The sequence below is a fragment of the Algibacter sp. Ld11 genome (assembly GCF_045066735.1).
GTDB lineage: Bacteria > Bacteroidota > Bacteroidia > Flavobacteriales > Flavobacteriaceae > Algibacter.
Map to the genome: position 1 here is coordinate 25,803 of NZ_JBISHH010000022.1, position 19,957 is coordinate 45,759.

Consider the following 19,957-nt stretch of genomic DNA (forward strand, 5'->3'; position numbering starts at 1 on the left):
ATATGGGTATAAAATTAATAGGTTAAACTGTAATATTTGTAGTAAAATTCTTGTTGAATTTCGTAAATTAGCTAGTAGATATTTCTTTTTTAGAAAAAGTAGATGAAAATACACATGATATGAGCGTATTTTGAATTTTTCGTATTTATTGATTATCAGGGCTTTTAGCGTTTAAAGATGCATTTCGTCGATAAAACAGGGTCAATAAAGTGTAAAAAAATGCATTTCATCGATAAAATGTATCTTTTCATGGTTTAATTGTTGTATTTTTGATGAAAGTTTAGAAGCATTGTTTGCTGTTTCACGCTTAAAATTTAATTATTATGAAAAAATTTACTTTAGAACTACTTTTATTTTTGTTTTTAATGGGAAGCGCCTTTGCGCAGCAAGAAAAAGGTATTATAGGTGTTAATAATTGGTTAGATAATTGGACGGAGTTTAAACCAAACCAAACAGATTATAGAGAGCCAAACAAAATATTAACAGGAAACATTAGCGAAAATACAACGCTAAATAAAAGAGATACGTATTTATTGGTTGGGAGTGTTTTTGTTACCAATAAAGCAGTTCTTACTATTGAGCCAGGAACGGTAATTATTGGTGACTACGATTCTAAAGCATCTCTTACCATTACTAAAGGTGCTGTAATCATGGCCGATGGCTTAGAAACAGACCCTATAGTTTTTACATCAAATAGAAGTGTAAAACGTGCTGGAGACTGGGGTGGTATTACCATTCTTGGTGATGCGCCAAGTAATAAATTTGGTAACGGTTCTGTAGCTACTTTTTATTCAGACCTAAATCAAAGTGATTATGCTTTTACAAACTTTGGAGGTGATGATACTGAAAGTTGTTCTGGTGTTTTAAGATTTGTGCGTATTGAGTATGCCGGTAAACGTATTAAAGGAGCTGGATATTTAAATGGGCTTCTATTAGCAGGTGTAGGTAGTCAAACGGTTTTTGATAATATTATGCTAAGTTATTCTGCTGGTGATGCTGTTGAAGTATGGGGAGGTAATGTTGCTTTAGATAAAATAGTATCATACAGAACGAGTAGTAACGATTTTAAATTTAATTATGGTGCACAATGTAAACTGTCTAATTCATTAGCCATCAGGTCTCCATATATTTCTAGTAGTGAAGGGTCTAGGTGTTTTCAAGTATTAGGTTTTGATGATATTTCTGAGGTAGATTTTTCTAAACCAGGAACATTTGTAAGCGCTCAAAATATTACTATGCTTAATGATAGTGAGAATTTAGAAAATGATATTCAAAAAGGTTTAGTCAGTGAAGCCGTATATGTTGGACAAAGTGCTTCGTTAAATATGGAGAAGGGTGTTATTTCTGGTTTTAATCCAGCAGTAATTTTACAAGATAAGATTAATATTAATCAAGAAAATTTAGATAAAATTAAATTTAGCAATATGTATTTCAATAATTGTAACGGAAATATTTTTGTTGAGCATAATTCTAATAATGAAGATTTAGAAAACTGGTACGGAAATTCAGCTTTTTACAATGTTTATTCTAAAAGTCATAATGCCGAAACTTTTATTGATATAAGAAACGAACGCAGACCTGATTACCGATTACAAATTAATAAAATTATAGCATCGCATGATGTTGGTACTGACTAATATATAGCAAACTAAATAAAAAATTGAACTAATAAAATAGTCGGTTTTTATTTTAGGTTTAAAGCTATAGTAAATTAAGAGAGATTGAATATGATGTGAAATTGTTAATTTTTTAAGATTCTTGTAGTAAAGAATAATAACAAGTAATATAAAATGAAAAATTTAAGTGTTTTTGTGTTTTTTGTTTTGAGTGTTACCACTATAGTACGTGCTCAAATTGTTATAAGTAAACCAAACTTAGGTTTTTCTCAAGCTTGTGCAAGCCCTTCATTTAATAGCTACCATGCTACATTTACGTTTTCTCCTGAAAATGGTATAGATGCTTCAAACCAGTTTATTATAGAACTTTCTGATGAGAATGGCGATTTTACAAATGCATCTAATATTTATATTTCAGATGCCGGAAGTGTAATCACATCGCCCGCAACACTAGAGTTTTCTTTGCCTACTACAACTTCGGGTGAAGGTTATAAAATTAAAATTAAAAGTACCTCTCCAGTTGCTTCAAGCACAGCTTCTAATACGTTTGCTGCATATTATAAAATTCAAGATTCTCCATTTTCAATCAATAATTTAATTGAAACAGGATCGTATTGTTCAGGCGGAAGTTATTTGTTAACTATTGATAATCCTGGAGATTCCTCAAACGATTCACCTTTAAAATACCCATCGCTTACTTACAATTGGTATAGAGAAACTAGTCCAACAACATCCGTATTTGTTGCTTCTGGAAGTACTTTAGCTGTAGATACGGCAGGTATTTATTTTGTGGAAACTAATTACGGTACTTGTACTTCAAATTCATTTTCAAATCGCGTTACTGTTGGCGAAATTATGTCTAACAACGCTACATTCGAAATAAATTCAAGTATAGATATTCCATATTGCGCTACGGATGGCCCAACGACTTTAAGTGCCATTAACGGTAATGCTTACCAGTGGTATTTAGATGGAACGGAAATTATGGGAGCAACGAGCCAAATGTATACTACTAACGTAGAAGGTACATATTCTGTAAATGTAGATTTAGGAAATTGCTCAACAAGTGCTTCCATAGATATTATAAATACAAACTTTACGGCAAGTATTGATGTGCCGGAGTTCAATAGTATTGAACCAGAAGAAACTTTACTTGTTACGGTAACCACAACAGCCTTAGATCCGGAATTTAAATGGTATCTAAATGAAGCGCTTATAGTTGGGGCTGGTAATGATAATTATGAAGCTACCCAATCTGGAAATTATAAGGTTGAGGTGATCCAAACATCTGGCTGTGTTTCAACTAAAACCTTTTTGTTTGAAGTTGATAAGGCTATCGATTTATTTCCAGACGTAGCATTAATTCCAAATATTATTAGCCCAAACAATGATGGAGAAAATGATACTTGGATTATTCCAACAGATTATGTGAGCGGCACAAATACAGAAGTAGTAATATTTAACGCACAAGGCAAGGTTGTTTTTAAAACTGATGATTATCAAAACAATTGGCCACAAGATCAATTAAACTTTACAAGTGTAAATCCTGTGTATTATTACATCATTACAACATCTACTAGCGAAAAGCGAAAGGGATCAATAACGGTTATAAAATAGTGAAAAAGAGCATCCTACATATCATCGTTTTTTTATGTTTAATTACACAACTCCATTCCCAAGAGAATGGTGTTGTTGCGTTTACACTACCCGTTAGAAATTCATTAAAATTTAATAAATACGTAGTAAATCCAACGTTTAGTTTTGTTAGAGAACAAAACAAATATATTAGTATTACAAATAAAAGACAATGGGCTCAGTTCGAAAATGCACCCGAAAATTATTTAGTAAGCTATTCTGGGCGTTTTAACGAAAATATCGGAGCTGGTGTAGGTCTGTTTCAGCAAAGTAACGGCGTGTTTACTAACTTTGGTGGCATTTTAAATTTTGCTTACAATGCCGTTTTTAATAGAGATAGTAATTTAACTTTTGGAACAAATATAGCATTTTATCAAAGTGGAATAGACCAAGGTAAAATTGTTTCTAATTTTCCGGATTCAGCCTTAAATAATATCGAAAAAAGTTCTGTTGTTACTATAAATCCAGGTTTAAATTATGGTACTATGTTTTTCGATTTTGGTGTGGCTATCAATAATTTGGTTTCATACAACATAAACACTTCCGAGCTCATCGAAGAAAATCCCGAGCAAAGTATTCAAGGTCATATTATGTACACAGGTTTTATGCAAAGCCGTGGTTTTTTTGATAACAGTAAATTTTCAAGTTTATTAAGATCAGAATTTAAAAAAGACCAAACTGTAATTTCGGGTGTTATGATGCTTGCTGTACCAAAAGGTATTTGGGGGCAAGCTGGATATAATACGTTATATGGCGTTTCGGCTGGAATAGGTTTAAATATTAGTAACCAAATAGCTGTTGAGTACAATTATGAACAATCTATGGGTGAATTATCGGAGTTTGGAAATTCGCATGAAATAACACTAGCTTATAAATTTAAAAAGAAGTATCGATATAACTATAGTGATGACGAAGATGAAAGTTCTCTTTTTTCTTCATCCAATAAAAGAAGAAAATCTATTTCTAGAAGAAAATCAAATACAAAAACTTCGGAAAGCGATAATGAAAGATTTAGAGCGAATAGAGTTGCTAGTGCTAAAGCGAAAGCAGAAAGACAAGCTCAGTTTGAAGCGGACGCTAAAGCTAAAGAAGAAACTAAACAATTGACGGAAGTCAATGCTCCAATAGCGGATGTTACTGGTACAAATGAAACAGAACGACAAGCCAAAGCGATAGAAATAGCAAAAGCAAAACAAGAAGCTGAAGCACAAGCCAAAGCAGCAGAAGTAGCAAAAGCAAAACAAGAAGCTGAAGCACAAGCCAAAACAGCAGAAGTAGCAAAAGCAAAACAAGAGGCTGAAGCACAAGCTAAAGCAGTAGAAGTAGCAAAAGCAAAACAAGAGGCTGAAGCACAAGCTAAAGCAGTAGAAGTAGCAAAAGCAAAACAAGAGGCTGAAGCACAAGCTAAAGCAGCAGAAGTAGCAAAAGCAAAACAAGAGGCTGAAACACAGGCTAAGGCAGCAGAAATAGCAAAAGCAAAACAAGAGGCTGAAGCACAAGCTAAAGCAGCAGAAGTAGCAAGAGCAAAACAAGAGGCTGAAGCACAAGCTAAAGCAGTAGAAGTAGCAAAAGCAAAACAAGAGGCTGAAGCACAAGCTAAAGCGGTAGAAGTAGCAAAAGCGAAACAAGAGGCCGAAGCACAAGTTAAAGTAGCAGAACTAGCAAAAGCAAAACAAGAGGCCGAAGCACAAGCTAAAGACGCAGAACTAGCAAAAGCAAAACAAGAGGCTGAAGCACAAGCTAAAGCAGCAGAAGTAGCAAAAGCAAAACAAGAGGCTGAAGCACAAGCTAAAGCAGTAGAAGTAGTAAAAGCAAAACAAGAGGCTGAAGCAGAAGCTAAAGCGGTAGAAGTAGCAAAAGCAAAAGAAGAAGCAGAAGCTAAAGTAGCAGAATTAAATAGAAATCAAACAGAAAGCCCATCGAGAGCGAGAGAAATTGCGGAAGCTATAGGTAATGCACCCATGGATGCAGCAACCAAGTCTATGATTGATTTAACAAAATTAACCGATCAATCTAAAATTATTCAAGAAGATTTACTACGTCGATTAAATGAGAAAATGGCTAGTAAACAAAAAGATCTAAATGAATTAAAGAAAGAAAACGATTTGAGAGATCAAGGTATTGTTAGCGCGCCAAAGCCATTTAAAAGTGTAACTGCGGAAAATGCCGCTTTAGAATCTTTGAAAATAGAGGTAGAAGCCGTTATTAATACAAGAGGTGAAAAAATTAAGGAAATTGAAAATTTATACAATGAAAGACGTAAAAAGGTAAAAAGTAAAAATGACCCCGTTAATGTTATTTACTTAGACGCTATTGAACTTTTATATAAAGAGCAGCAAGAAGCAAAACGTGCAAAAGAAAGTTTAGTTTCAACGTTGGAGACTATTAAAATAGCGACAGATATTGAAAGAAAAAGGAGAATTAAAAAGGCGAATTATGATAACGAACAAGATCGATACATAAAAGACAGGGCAACTTTAAAAAGCCTAAAACAATTTACAAGCCCAAGCGTAGAACCTTTAACGGAAGCTGATTTTGATTTTGGAGACATTCAAAGCAACATTCAAATTGTTAAAAATGTAAAAAATGCCGAAAGCGGATATTACATGGTGATTGCAGTGCATGCCAATGAAGCTCAAAGAGATGCTTTCTTAGAAAAAGCGATAGCAGCAGGACAAACTAATATCGATTTCTTTTATGATGTTAACAGTAGTAAGTATTTTATTTATTATCAAAAATTTGATAATATAGAATATGCATCCAGAGTATTAAATAATAAAGATAACGCACCATACAACAGTAAAATGTCTATGGTTAAAATAGAAAATTAATGAAGAAGTATAATATATAGTTTCATTAGTTTACTATAGAAAAAGATAATTAACTACAACCAACCCCCTATGAAAAAAACTACTTATCTAAACAAAATTTTTATAGCACTGCTATTCCTTTTAGGTATGCAAAGTTATGCTCAAAATTTTGAACCTTTTACACCTAGATTTGATCAAGACCTAAAAGGAGATATTGTTTTAATTGGTAATAATATTTTAGGTCCTGATAATAATGCCTTTACAAATACATCTATCACTAACGATGCGGTAGATATGCGTTATATTGATATAGATACCGATTCTTCCACGTTTAGTTCTTCTAGTGCCGATTTGGCTATTCCTAATCCTAATTGCTATAAAATAATTTATGCAGGTTTATATTGGGGAGGTGTTACGGCAGGAGCAGAGTCTATTACAGATGTTAAATTTAAAGGGCCAACAGGTGGTTATGTAGATGTTACAGGAACAGTTATTTTTAATGCAACAAGTTTAGTTGCAAGTAACAGTTTACCATATTCTTGTTATGCTGATGTTACTGATATAGTAACCTCTTTAGGAGGCGATTTAGGTACTTACACTGTCGCTAATGTATCGAGCGCTGAAGGCCAAACCAATACGTTTACTCCAAGAAACGGCACAGGTTATTCTGCTGGTTGGTCATTATTTGTAGTTTATGAAGACCCAACTCTGCCAGGTAAATCTATTACGAGTTTCGATGGTTTTAGTGCTATTAGTTCATCCGTAAATGTTGATATTCCTATATCTGGCTTTAGAACTATTCCAGCCCCAGCTCCGGTACGTGCTAATTTCGCTTTCGCAGCTTTAGAAGGAGATAGAGCTATTCAAAATGATAGATTAAGATTAAATGGTTTCAGTTTATCTGCTGCCGATAGAGACAGAAGAAATTTTTTCAATAGTACAGTAACGCAATTAAGTGCAACACCTGTTAATAATAGAAATCCAAATAGTACAAATACGTTAGGGTTTGATACGGGAGTTATGGTGGTACCAAATCCAAGTAACAATGTTATTGCTAATAATGCTACCGATGCTACTATCCGTTTAGAAAGTAGTCAGGATACTTATTTTCAATATTTTTTCGCATTGGCCGTTGAAATTATTGAGCCTAAAATAGTACTTACCAAAATTGTTGAAGATAATACCGGAACTAATATTGGAGGTGAAATAGTAGAACTTGGCGATCAATTAAATTATGTAATAGGCTTTCAAAATACGGGTAATGATAATGCTACCGAACTTTTTATTAGAGATGTATTACCTACCAATGTAGTTTTTGATTATCCTAGTGATATTGCTTCTTTGCCATCAGGAGTTTCTGTTGAAAGCTATAATGCAACAACTAGAGAGTTGGTATTTAGAGTAGATGAATCTGTGGTTAAAGAAAATGATCCGGTACAAGAAATTAGATTTGCTGTAACCGTTGTATCAACGTGTAGTTTATTAAGTGATGCATGTTCTAATTTAATAGATAACCAGGCTTTTGCAACTTATAAAGGAACATTAAATCCGAGTTTTACAATTTCTGACGATCCTAGTTTTTCTCAGAATACAGGATGTTTATTAAACCCAGGGGCAACTAACTTTTTAGCAGACATAAACGATTGTGTTTTTGAAGAAGAAGTTATTTTATGTGGATCTACAACAGAGCTTGTAGCTGCAGGTGGTTACAATAATTACACCTGGTCTACTAACGAATCCCTAACACCTGTTTTAGGAAATACGCAATCTATAACCGTTTCGGAAACAGGAACGTATTATGTTTATAACGAGGCTGTAGCGCCTTGTCAATCTATCACTCAGGTTTTTAGAGTTGTGAATTTTGGTACTACAGTTACAAACCCTGTAATTCCTTTTGCGGATGAGGTTGTTATTTGTCCTAATGATGGAAAAGAATTGCCAAATATCTTTTTATGTGGAGCAAACGATTCTACTTTAATTCAAACAGGAATTTCCGATACATCGTCAATGATTTGGGAAAAGTTGAATGAAGCTAGTTGTGATGCGGTTATTAACCAAGATTGTGCTAACGAAAGCGATTCTTGTACGTGGAATCAAGTTCAAACGGGGCCAAATTTTGATGCTGATACAGCAGGGCAGTACCGATTAACATTAAATTATGCCGGAGGTTGTTTCAGTCAGTTTTACTTCAATGTTTACGAAAACGTATTGGTGCCCACAGTAACCTCTCGCGACATATATTGTGATACGCTTGGTGAAATAGTTGTAGGAGGTGTACCGAGTGGTTATGAATATAGTATTGATGGCACAAACTATCAAGACAGTAATGTGTTTTCGGTTGGGACAGCAGATATTTATAACGTTTATGTTAAGCAGGTTGATGTATCGCCAAACCCATGTATATTTACTGTGCCAGATGTGCAAATACGAGAACGCGATTTTACAACTTCAATTATAATAGAGCAACCGTTATGTAATGGTGAAAAAGGGAACGTAATTCTTGCTGCTAACGATGTAAGAGCTCAATATAATTTTTCAATTTATAGTGGAGTCACCATTATTGATGGTGTTGGACCAATAAATGATAGTAGTCATGAGTTTGAGAATCTAAATCCAGGTTTTTATACCGTTAATATTTCTACGGAAGATGGTTGTGCACACTCTGAAATTATAGAAATTATTAATCCAGAATTGCTAACAGCAACCTCAGCATTAACAAGCCCTTTAACTTGTACAGATGGAGAAATTACAGTTTACCCAGAAGGCGGAACTGCTCCATATTTCTATTTTATTAATGGCTCGACAGATTTTGAAACAATTCCAACTATAGATGTTACCGCAGCAGGTACTTTCAATATTAGAGTTGTTGATTCTAACAACTGTGAAGCAACAACATCTATTACAGTAGACAGTAATCCCGCTCCAATTTTTACAACAAGCCAAAATGATATTTTATGTTATGGAGATAATGTTGGAGAAATTGAATTTGATGTTACTAATGCTAATGGCTACGCCTTAGAATATAGTATAGATAATGGTGTTACTTATGTGGCAAATCCTGTTTTTTCAAACCTAACAGGTGGTGATTATGAAGCCATATTGAAATATACACTCGATGGATCGGAATGTTTTACAACTCCAGAAATTATAACAATAAACCAACCAGATACCGCTTTAACGGCATCGTCTGGTGTTTCGGAATTAGCGGGGTGCGGACCTTCAGGAGAAGGAAAAGTGCGTATTACAAACCCACAAGGAGGAACACCTCCTTATGAATACAGTTTTGATAACCAGGCAAGTTGGATAACTTTAAATGAGGCTTATGTGTCTCCGGGAACTTATACCTTGTATATAAAGGATGCTAGTGATTGTATTTTTGCAATGCCAGAAATCACTTTAGACCCAGAACCTGTAGCTCCAACGATAGGAGTTTCTGATCCAAATTTTAATTGTGATGGAACAGCCGATGCAACAGTAACTATAACAAATGAGGATTCTAGTACATTTACTTATTCGTATTTATTAGATGGTGCAGCAAATACAAATACAGCCGATCTCAAAACATTTTTAAATGTATCAGAAGGATCGCATACCGTAACTGTAGAATATGCTTTAGATGATGTTCCTACCTTTAGTAACTTATTAAGGGAAGATTTTGGATCTGGACCAGACGTATCTTCGCCGGGTATTAATTCTGCTTTTTGTTGGGAGAAACAAGATTTTGCATCATGTGATAATAATGGAAGACTTAATAATGGAGAATATACTATTACTCAACATTTAGAAAATAATCCTTATTCTGGATGGCATAATCCAATAGACCATACAAGCGGAAGTTCAACAGGTAGATATATGGCTGTTGATGCGGGAAGTGTAATACCTAATAATGCAGTTCTTTACAGAAAAACAATTAGTGATATTATCCCTAATCAGCCTATTTTAGTTACATTTTATGCTACCAATTTATTGAAAGTAGGAAATACACAACCAGATGCTTCATTAACGGTAGAATTACAAAATAGTTCAGGAACATCATTGTCTTCTAGTTCAATAGGTGGAATACCAAAAACTAATGGATGGGTTAGATTTGATAGAACGATTGATCCAGGGAATAACACAACTTTAGATTTTGTTTTGAGGTTAGAAGTTTCTCAAGAAAATGGAATTGATTTTGCTGTAGATGATATAGAGGTTTATCAACTACCAAAAAGTTGTATTACTGAAGTAGAATTTCCTATTGTAGTTGAATCAGGAAAAGCCTTTTCAGCTAGTGTTACAGGATCGGAAAACGTGAGTTGTAATGATGCTGCAGACGGAAGTATTAGCATTGCTGCTCAAAATTTCGATGCTACTACAGGTTTTGAGTATTCAAAAGATAATGGTATCACTTGGACCACTCAAATGACTTCGCCTTACACAATTACAGGTTTGGCGGCAGATACTTATGATGTATTAATTCGTTTTGAAACCTGTAGTTTTCCTTTTTCTCGAACTATTACAGCACCAACACTTTTAGAAGTTACGGCTTCTGGAACACCAATAACTTGTATTACAGGTTCTACAATAACGACAATAGCAACTGGTGGAACAGCAGGTTATACTTATGAATTGTTAGAAACAGGAACATTAAATTTAGTCGCTAATTTCCCAAGTAATGGTATTTTAACAAATATTTCAGCAGGAGATTATACTATACGAGCTACTGATGCTAACGATTGTGTAGCGACAACTACGCTCAATTTATCTGGAGTAACGACGCCAACGGCAACTTTAAGCACAAGTTCTAATTTTTGCTATAACCCAACAAGTGGAGGGTCTTTAGTAGTAGATGCTGCAGGCGGACAGACTCCTTATGAATATAGTATTACTTCTGGAGTTTATCAAGATAGTAATACTTTTAACGATTTAGCACCAGGTAACTATACGATTACAGTTCGTGATGCTAACGGATGTACAGTTGTTTTACCTGCTGAAACTATAGCGCCTCAAGTAGCAGTAGCAGTAGAGTTAACAAAAGAATTAGATTGTACAACCTCTCCTGAAGCTTCAATATCAGGAACTATTTCTCAAGGTTATGCTCCATATACAGTTACTTTATTACAAGGTACAGGAACGGTATCTTTAACCGGAAACACATTCAGCTTAAGTACAGCAACAGCTGGTAATTATCAATTTGAAGTAACCGATTCTGAAGGTTGTGTTGTAGCATCTAATGTTATTAACCTAAATGCGATATCCACTCCAACAGTTTCAGCTTCTCAAGTTAATGTTACTTGTAACAGTAATTCAGACGGATCTGTTCAATTAACAGGTTCTGGAGGATCTGGTGGTTATACTTATAGTGATGATAATGTAACGTTTTCAGCAACAAATACCTTTACAGGTTTAGCTGCTGGTACTTATAGCTTTTACGTAAAAGATAGTAAAGACTGTACAAATACGGTAAGTGTTACTATTACAGAGCCAACCACTTTAATAGCGACAGCAAGCGCAACGGAGTTTAGTTGTAGTGCAACTAATACAAAAGAGGATGCTACAATTACTATTACTGTTCCAACAACAGGAACATCTCCTTATCAGTATAGTTTTAATGGTGGTACAACATTTACATCTAATAATTCAATAGCAGTTAATGATAATGGAACAACGCAAACATTTTCTTATGTTGTTAAGGATGCTAATGGCTGTTTAACAACAGCTCAAAATATTTCTATAGAGCCTTTAAATCCTCCAACAGATTTATCGGTTTCAGTGACCGATATTACATGTTTAGTAACAGAGGCTACAGCAACTATTACGGCTACCAATGGAGTAGGAGTTTTACAGTATGAAACTATTTCGCCTTCACCAATTATTGTAGCACAACAAACATCTAATGTTTTTAATAATCTAACTGCAGGAACTTATGTGTTTAGAGTAACAGATGCTAATGGATGTTACTACACAGAATCTTATACTATCGATCCTGTTACAAATATTACCGTTACAGGTCTAAAATTAAGCGATGTACTTTGTAGTGGCGATAATACTGGAAGTGTTCAGTTTTCAGTAGCGGAATTTGCTTCAACTTATGCTTACACTATTAATGGAGGTACAGCCTTTACAGCGCAAACAAATGCTACAATAACACTAACAGGCTTACCTGCTGGAAATCAAGCTGTTGTTGTAACTGATGAAGCTACGGGTTGTACTGCTACCGAAACTATTAACATTACGGAGCCAGCAACACCTTTATCTTTATCTGCAGTTGTAACTAATGTACATTGTAATAATTATAATTCGCAAATAACGGTTACAGCAAATAACGGAACACCAAGTTATACGTATGCAGCAGTTCTAACAGGAGCAATACCTGCAGCAGCAGATTATAATAGTGGTAACGTTATTACAGTAAATACAAGTACGGCAGCCAATTTAATTTGGGATGTGTATGTTAAAGACGCTAATGGTTGTACTGAATTCACAACAGTTACCATTATAGCAGAAACTAGCCCAACGGTTACGGCGCCAGCAGTATCTAACCAATGTACGGCAGCTTCAGGGTTTATGTTTACGGTGTCTGGTACAGGAATCTCTCCATTATCTTATAGTATAAATGGCGGAGCTTCTTTTCAAACAAGTCCTACATTTACAGTAAATACTCCAGGGAATTACACGATCACAATTAAAGATGGTAATGGATGTATAGCAACAAGTGCAACAACAACAGATGTTTATGCACCGCTTAGTGCAAGTGTGTTATTAACAGAAGATCTTACATGTTCTTTACCAGTTGAAGCATCTATTGATATTTCGGTATCAGGAGGAAATGCAACTTACACTTACGAGGTAAGTGATGATGGTGGTGGTAGTTACTCTACCATTTCAGGTTCACCTTATACAACAACTACAGCAGGTACGTATCAATTTAGAATAACAGATGCTAACAGTTGTGATATTGTAACAAATAGCGTTACGGTTACAGCTGCTACAAACCCTGTAATACTTAATGTTAACCAAACTCAAAATATTGCTTGTGCTTCGGAAGAAACTGCAGCAATAGATATTTCTATAGATTCATCTGTTGGTTTAGCACCATTTGAAATAAATGTAACTAATACAACTACAGGTACAGATTATGGAACGCAAACTTCAGGTTTAGCAGCAGGAGATTATCTAATAACAGTAACCGATGCTAAAGGTTGTACGGATACTGAAGCTATTAATATAGCACAGCCAACACCAATTATTTTAGATTTTGATGTAGATCCAATTACTTGTGCAGCAGGTGGTGTTTCATTAGGTCAAATTATTATAAATTCAGTTAGTGGTGGTACACCTAATTATTCTTACCATGTTACCGGTGTAAATGGGTATGATGTAGAAATAGCTAATCAACCAGGAACAAGTCAGGTTTTTGAAGTTGTAGATTTTGGTTTATATGAAATTATAATTACCGATACCAACGGGTGTTCTGTAATTGAACAAAATATACTGGTAGCATCTCCTCCAGATAATTTAGACATTAATATAAACACTACCACAGATTGTTTAACAGGAGGAACTGCTGAGGTATCAATAGGATCACTCTTAACAGGTAATGGTCCTTATCATTTTGCTATCTACGAAGGAGCAGGAATGACTTATACATCACCAACAACGTCTCCATGGCAAGATGAAGATGCATCAGGTAGTGAAAAAACAACATTTACAGGTTTAATTCCTGGTGCGACTTATACATTTATTGTTTTTGATGAGTTGACGGGTTGTTATTATTATGAAACATCGAATACAGCAGTACCAACAAGTTCAACATTAACGACAACAGCAGTCGTTGCTAATAATATTACTTGTGAAGGTAGTGCAGATGGTTCAGTTTCTTTTGATATTAACAGTGTTTACGGTATTGATACCGTAGTTAATTATGAAATTTATAATTCTCAATCTGTTACAACAACAGGTGTATCTGGAACAGGAACTGTACCTGCCAATGGTACTTTAACAGTTACAGATTTAGGTCTATTAGATTTTGGTAATTATATTATAGTTATTGAAGAAACTGTTGGAGTTAACGCAGGTTGTAGTGTAGTTACAGATTCATTTAACATTACAGAATCTGCTATTGAATTAAGCATATCTGCTTCATCTACAAAAAACGAAACTTGTAATGAGTTGGGTATTATTTCAGCTATAGCTAAAGACGGAACATCGCCTTACGAATATCAGACTGTTTTAACTGGAGGTAGCGTAGACGATACAGCTTGGGGAACTTCTAATACCTTTAAATTAGCAGCAGGAGTTTACGATGTGTATGTCCGAGATGCTTACGGTTGTGTTAAGTTTGAACAGGAAACTATTATTAAAGATCCGGAACCAACATTAAATACAGTGGCTCCACAATGTTTTGATGGAACAGCTATTAATATAACTTTAGTTGAAGGTACTAGTACAGCTATTACACCTTTAACTTATAGTATTGGTGGTGCATACCAATCTAGTCCTAATTTTAGTATTACGACTGCGGGAACTTATACTTTAAGTGTCCAAGATGGAAATGGTTGTATTGCAACAAGTACTTATGTTGTAAACGCACCAATTTTATTAGACGCTAATCTTTCAAAAGAAATAGATTGTACAGTAACACCCGGTGCTACTATCGATTTAACACCTTCTGGAGGAACAGGAACTTATACTTATGAAGTTGATTATAATAGTGGTGGTTATGTTGCCATAGCTGGTTCGCCTTACACGGCAGCTACAAGTGGAGCATATCAATTTAGAGTTACGGATACACAAAATTGTATCGCGGAATCTGGAGTAATTGTTGTTGAAGATGCAATAATTCCAACATTAACTACAGTTGAAACGAACGTAACTTGTAATCTAGGTGCAGACGGAAGTATTACTGTTACAGCAACAGCAGGCGTAGCTCCGTTTGAATATAGTATCGATGGTGGTGCTTTTCAGGCTTCAAATGTATTTAGTAATTTAAGCCAAGGATCTTACGATATTGTTGTTAGAGATAGCAAAAATTGTGAGTCTCTTCCGGTTTCAGTTGCTATTACAGAACCTACAATTGTTACAGGTTCTGGAGTTTTAACACAAGAGTTAACATGTGGAGCAGGAAACGCAACACAGCAAGCTATTGTAACTGTTACAGGTAGCGGTGGTACATCACCTTATACTTACAGTTTTGATGGTGGTGCAAATTATACATCTACAAATACATTTAATACTTACAATTCTGGAACAGTTTCAGCTTTTGTAAAAGATGCCAATGGTTGTATTAGTGCAACTTCAATAGATGTGGTGGTGCCTCCAACAGATGCTCCAACCGATTTAGATTTTGCTGCAACAGCTATTACTTGCGATGTTACAACAAGCGAGGTAACTTTAACAGTAACAAATGGTATTGCTCCATTTACTTTTGAAATTATATCTCCTACAGCAAGTGTTGCATCAAACGGAACTGGTGTTTTCCCAGGATTAGCAGTTGGTGATTATGTATTTACTGTTACCGATGCTAGTGGATGTTATTATACAGAGTCTTATACTATAAACCCAGTTATTAATATTACAGTATCAGGATTATTAGTAGACGATGTAAGTTGTACATCTGGAAACGATGGCGCTGTAGATTTTACAGTAGCTAACTTTGCAAGCACTTATAGTTATACTATAAATGGAGGTACAGCAGTAACAGGACAAACAAGTTCGACTATAAATTTAACAGGATTGTCTGTTGGTAACCAAACTATAATAGTTACCGATGAGGCTACAAACTGTACAAGTACGGCAACTATTAATGTTAGCGAGCCTGCTTTATTAACACTTGTAGAAGCAACTAATATTAATGCAAATTGTAATGTTGGTGCACAAGTAAGTGTAACGGCAACCAATGGTACAGCACCATATCAATATGCTTTTGTTGAAGACGGTGTGGTACCAAGTACAGGAGATTATACAAATAGTGCAAGCGCTACTTTAGACCCAGCAACAAACACCAATTGGGATGTTTGGGTTATGGATAGCAATGGTTGTACAGATTCTATAGATGTCGTGATCACTACCGATGCTTTACCAACGGTAGATGTTCCAACTTTTGCATCAAATCAATGTAATTTAACAGGGGATGTTTACTCATTTACAGTAACCAATCCAACAGGTGTTGTGCCGTTTGAGTATTCTATAGGGGAAGGCTTTCAAGCAGGTACAACATTCTCTGTTAACAATCCAGGAACGTACTTTGTAACTATTAAAGATGGTAACGGTTGTACATTTACAAATGCAACACCAATAACTGTCTACGATGTTATAGATGTTACATCTACTATCGAAGCATTACCAAGTTGTAACGTAAACGATGGAGAGATTACAGTATCGGGTACTGGAGGTTCTGGTTCTTATGCATTCAGTATTAATCCTTCAGCAGGAATAACACAAACAGGAAATACATTTTCAGGTCTTGCTGCCTTAACGAACTATACTGTAACTATTACAGATACAGTAACAAACTGTACAAATACAGTTGATGTTAATTTAGATCAAGCAACTCCGGTTAGCTTTACAGCAACAGCAATAGGTGTTACGTGTCTTGGTGATAGCGATGGTGTTATTACTGTAGATTTAGATGCATCTAATGATAATCCTTTATACACTTACGCTATTATTACGGGACCAATAACGGTAACTGCGCAAAGCTCAAATGTATTTACAGGTTTACCAACAGGAAACTATACAGTTGAGGTAACTTCAGGAAGAGGTTGTACCGAAACAGAAATTGTATCAGTAGGTACGCCAACTGCTATTGTGGCTCCAACACCAACAGTTGAAGAGTTTGCTTGTGTAGCAAATACAAATACATCAAACTACGCTACAATAACGGTAGCAGGTGTGTCTGGTGGTTCTGGTAATTTTATTACTTATGAATTTATTAGAGATGCCGATGGTGTTGTTGTTCAATCTAATTCTAGTAATGTTTACACAGTAACGAATACTTTAGGAGGAACATTCACAATAAATGTATATGACGATAAAGGGTGTTTAGGTTCTACTTCGGCTTCGGTTAATCCATTTATTTCTTTAGATGATTTAACAATTACTATTGATAATGCTATTACATGTACAAATGATGAAGATGTTACAATTTCTGTAACAACATCAGGTGGTACACCAACAAACTTACAATTCACTTTAGAAGATGTTGTTGGTAGTGTAAACGGCGGAGTTTATAGCCAAGTGAATACAACAGGAAACTTTACAGGTTTAGCAATTGGTAATTATTTAGCTACAGTTGTTAATTTGGATACGGGTTGTATGGTACAAGATGTACACTATGTGGGCAATCCTGATACATTCGATCTTACAGTAGATAATGTGGTTAATGTCACTTGTTTTAGTGCTAACGATGGTAGTGTTGATGTTACATTTATTGATAGAACACCTACTCCAGTAGATAATGCAGGAGCATTTAACTATGAGGTATTCGATTATTTAGGTAATTCGGTTACAACCGGAACAGCAATAAACGCTGGACCAGTTAATATCTCAGGACTTTTATCTGGAACATATAGTATTACAGCTACTTTATCAAATGCTCCTTTTTGTACAGTAAATAAAAACTTTACAATTACTGCACCAACAGCAGCTTTAGCTATATCAGAAACACATACAGCTATTACGTGTGTAACGGGTAATAACGATGGTTCTATTTCGGCAAGTGCTACAGGTGGTTGGCCAGGTGCTTATGAATACCAGTTATCAAACACAGGCGGATCTATTATAGTACCGTTTGGTGCTGAAAGTAATTTCACAGGTTTAGTTGCCGGAAATTATACAGTTACTGTTAAAGATAGCTCAGGTTGTGAGGATTCGGTAGATATATTATTAGTAAACCCAACACCAATTAGCTTAACAGCTTTTGCAGATGTTACTTTATTAAATTGTTTTGGAGACAGTGATGCAACTATTACGGTTACGAGTACTTCAGGCGGACAAGGAAGCAACTACACATATACACTTAATATGGTTTCACCAACGGTAACTTCATCTGGTCCACAAACAGGAACATCGTTCTCAGGATTAGGTGTAGGAACTTATAATGTAACGGTCACCGATGGTTATAATTGTAGTGCAACATCAACAGATGTAATAATTGCTGCACCTACAGCAGTAGAAGCAGTATTAGCAAAATCAACATCGCCAACTTGTATTGATAGTGCTGAGTTAACATTAAGTGCATCAGGAGGAACTAGTCCTTATGAGTATAGTGAAACTAGTGATTTTTCAGCAGTGATAGGTACATTTGTATCTAGTGTTACTTTTGATGCTGCACCTGGAGTTTATACTTATTATGTTAGAGACGCAAACGGCTGTACAGCAAATGCATCAAACGAAATTACTGTAGATGCATTACCTGCATTACAAGTTAATTTAGATACTACAAACGCAACTATAAATTGTACAGGAGATACTACGGGTGTTATTAAAGCTTTGGCATCAGGAGGTTTAGGGAATTATATTTATACTTTACAAGATGGTTCTGGAACAGATATTGCTCCAGCTCCAGTTCAAAATAGTCCAGGAGTATTTACAGATCTTCCTGAAGGTAATTATTTAATAGAAGTTGAAAGTGGTGACTGTTTAGAAACTAGTATCCCAGTTGCAATTACAGGACCTATAAATCCTTTAAATGTAAGTTATGTGGTTTCTAATGTAACCTGCCCAGGAATAAATAATGGTGTGCTCGATATCACTGCTACCGGAGGAACGGGTATTATTAAATATGCTATTTCACCGCTATTACTTAAGTTTGAATCTGATCCTGTTTTCGATAATTTAGCACCAGGAATTTACCAAGCTGTTGTTCAAGATGAATTAGGTTGCTATGTTATTATAGATTTTGAAGTAGAAGACGCTACACCGCTTATATTAAGTATTGTACCAAATTCTTTATTTCCTGAAGTTTGTGATGGTGATATGGATGGCGAGTTTAGTGTAGATCTTGTTGGTGGCGAAATGCCATATAGTGTTGTATTAGATAATATTGATGATGGATATACTTTAGGAGGAGCAACTCAAACACAGTTCGATTTTACTAACTTAAGCGGTGGCGATCATGTTGTTTATGTTCGTGATAATTTAGGTTGCGAAACTGAGTGGAATATTACCTTTCCAGAAGCTGTATTAATTAATCCAGAAGCTGAGGTTGTCTATGGATGTACTAACAATGCTTCTACTAATACGGTAACTATTTTTGTAGATGAAAGCATAACAGATTTAAGTGATCTAGATTATTCTTTAAACGGAGGGACATACCAAGCGAGTAATATCTTTATTAACGTACCAGCAGGTTTGGATCATTATGTAGATGTAAGGCATACTAATGGTTGTATTCAACGTACAGCACTTTTCGATATTGCAAATATCGCACCTTTACAATTAAGTATAGAAACAGGAGGTTTAAATGAAATTGTGGCTACGGCAACAGGGGGAGAAGCGCCTTATGAGTTTACTTTAAACGGGGAATCTTTCGGAAATACAAACACTTTTATTTATTACGAATCTGGAGATTATACGGTAACCGTAACCGATAGAAATGGTTGTACGGCAACAGCAACATTGTATTTTGAATTTGTTGATGTTTGTATCACCAATTACTTCACGCCAAATGGCGATGGTGTTTTAGATATGTGGGGGCCAGGTTGTACATCCATTTATAACGATTTAACTTTCGATATATTCGATCGTTACGGACGTGTGGTGGCTACATTAAAAGCTGGACAAAAATGGAACGGAAAATATCATGGCAAAGAACTACCTTCTGGAGATTACTGGTATGTGGTAAAGCTTAATGATAGTAGAAATAATCGTGAGTTTGTTGGACATTTTACACTTTATAGATAATGAATAAAAATC

The 19,957-nt window shown here is 35.2% G+C and carries 4 protein-coding genes; all 4 read left to right on the forward strand.

Annotated elements, in window-relative coordinates; translation table 11 throughout:
• The first annotated feature begins 323 nt into the window (after nt 1-323).
• The 4 genes from ACJJV4_RS08255 (at nt 324) to ACJJV4_RS08270 (ending at nt 19,945) form a co-directional block, all read left to right on the forward strand.
• Nucleotides 324-1,637 (forward strand): hypothetical protein, encoded by a 1,314-nt coding sequence (locus ACJJV4_RS08255; RefSeq protein WP_405293301.1) that lies wholly within the window; start codon nt 324-326, stop codon nt 1,635-1,637.
• A gap of 153 nt (nt 1,638-1,790) precedes the next feature.
• A complete protein-coding gene (locus tag ACJJV4_RS08260; RefSeq protein ID WP_405293303.1) occupies nt 1,791-3,233 on the forward strand; it encodes a gliding motility-associated C-terminal domain-containing protein in 1,443 nt (480 codons plus the stop codon).
• On the forward strand, nt 3,233-6,082 hold the full coding sequence (locus tag ACJJV4_RS08265) for a PorP/SprF family type IX secretion system membrane protein (RefSeq protein ID WP_405293305.1): 2,850 nt from the start codon (nt 3,233-3,235) through the stop codon (nt 6,080-6,082). The genes ACJJV4_RS08260 and ACJJV4_RS08265 overlap by 1 nt, the downstream gene beginning before the upstream one ends.
• 69 nt (nt 6,083-6,151) lie before the next feature.
• The gene (locus ACJJV4_RS08270) at nt 6,152-19,945 is read left to right on the forward strand and encodes a T9SS type B sorting domain-containing protein (protein WP_405293307.1); all 13,794 of its coding nucleotides are present in this window, start codon (nt 6,152-6,154) and stop codon (nt 19,943-19,945) included.
• Nucleotides 19,946-19,957 lie beyond the last annotated feature (12 nt).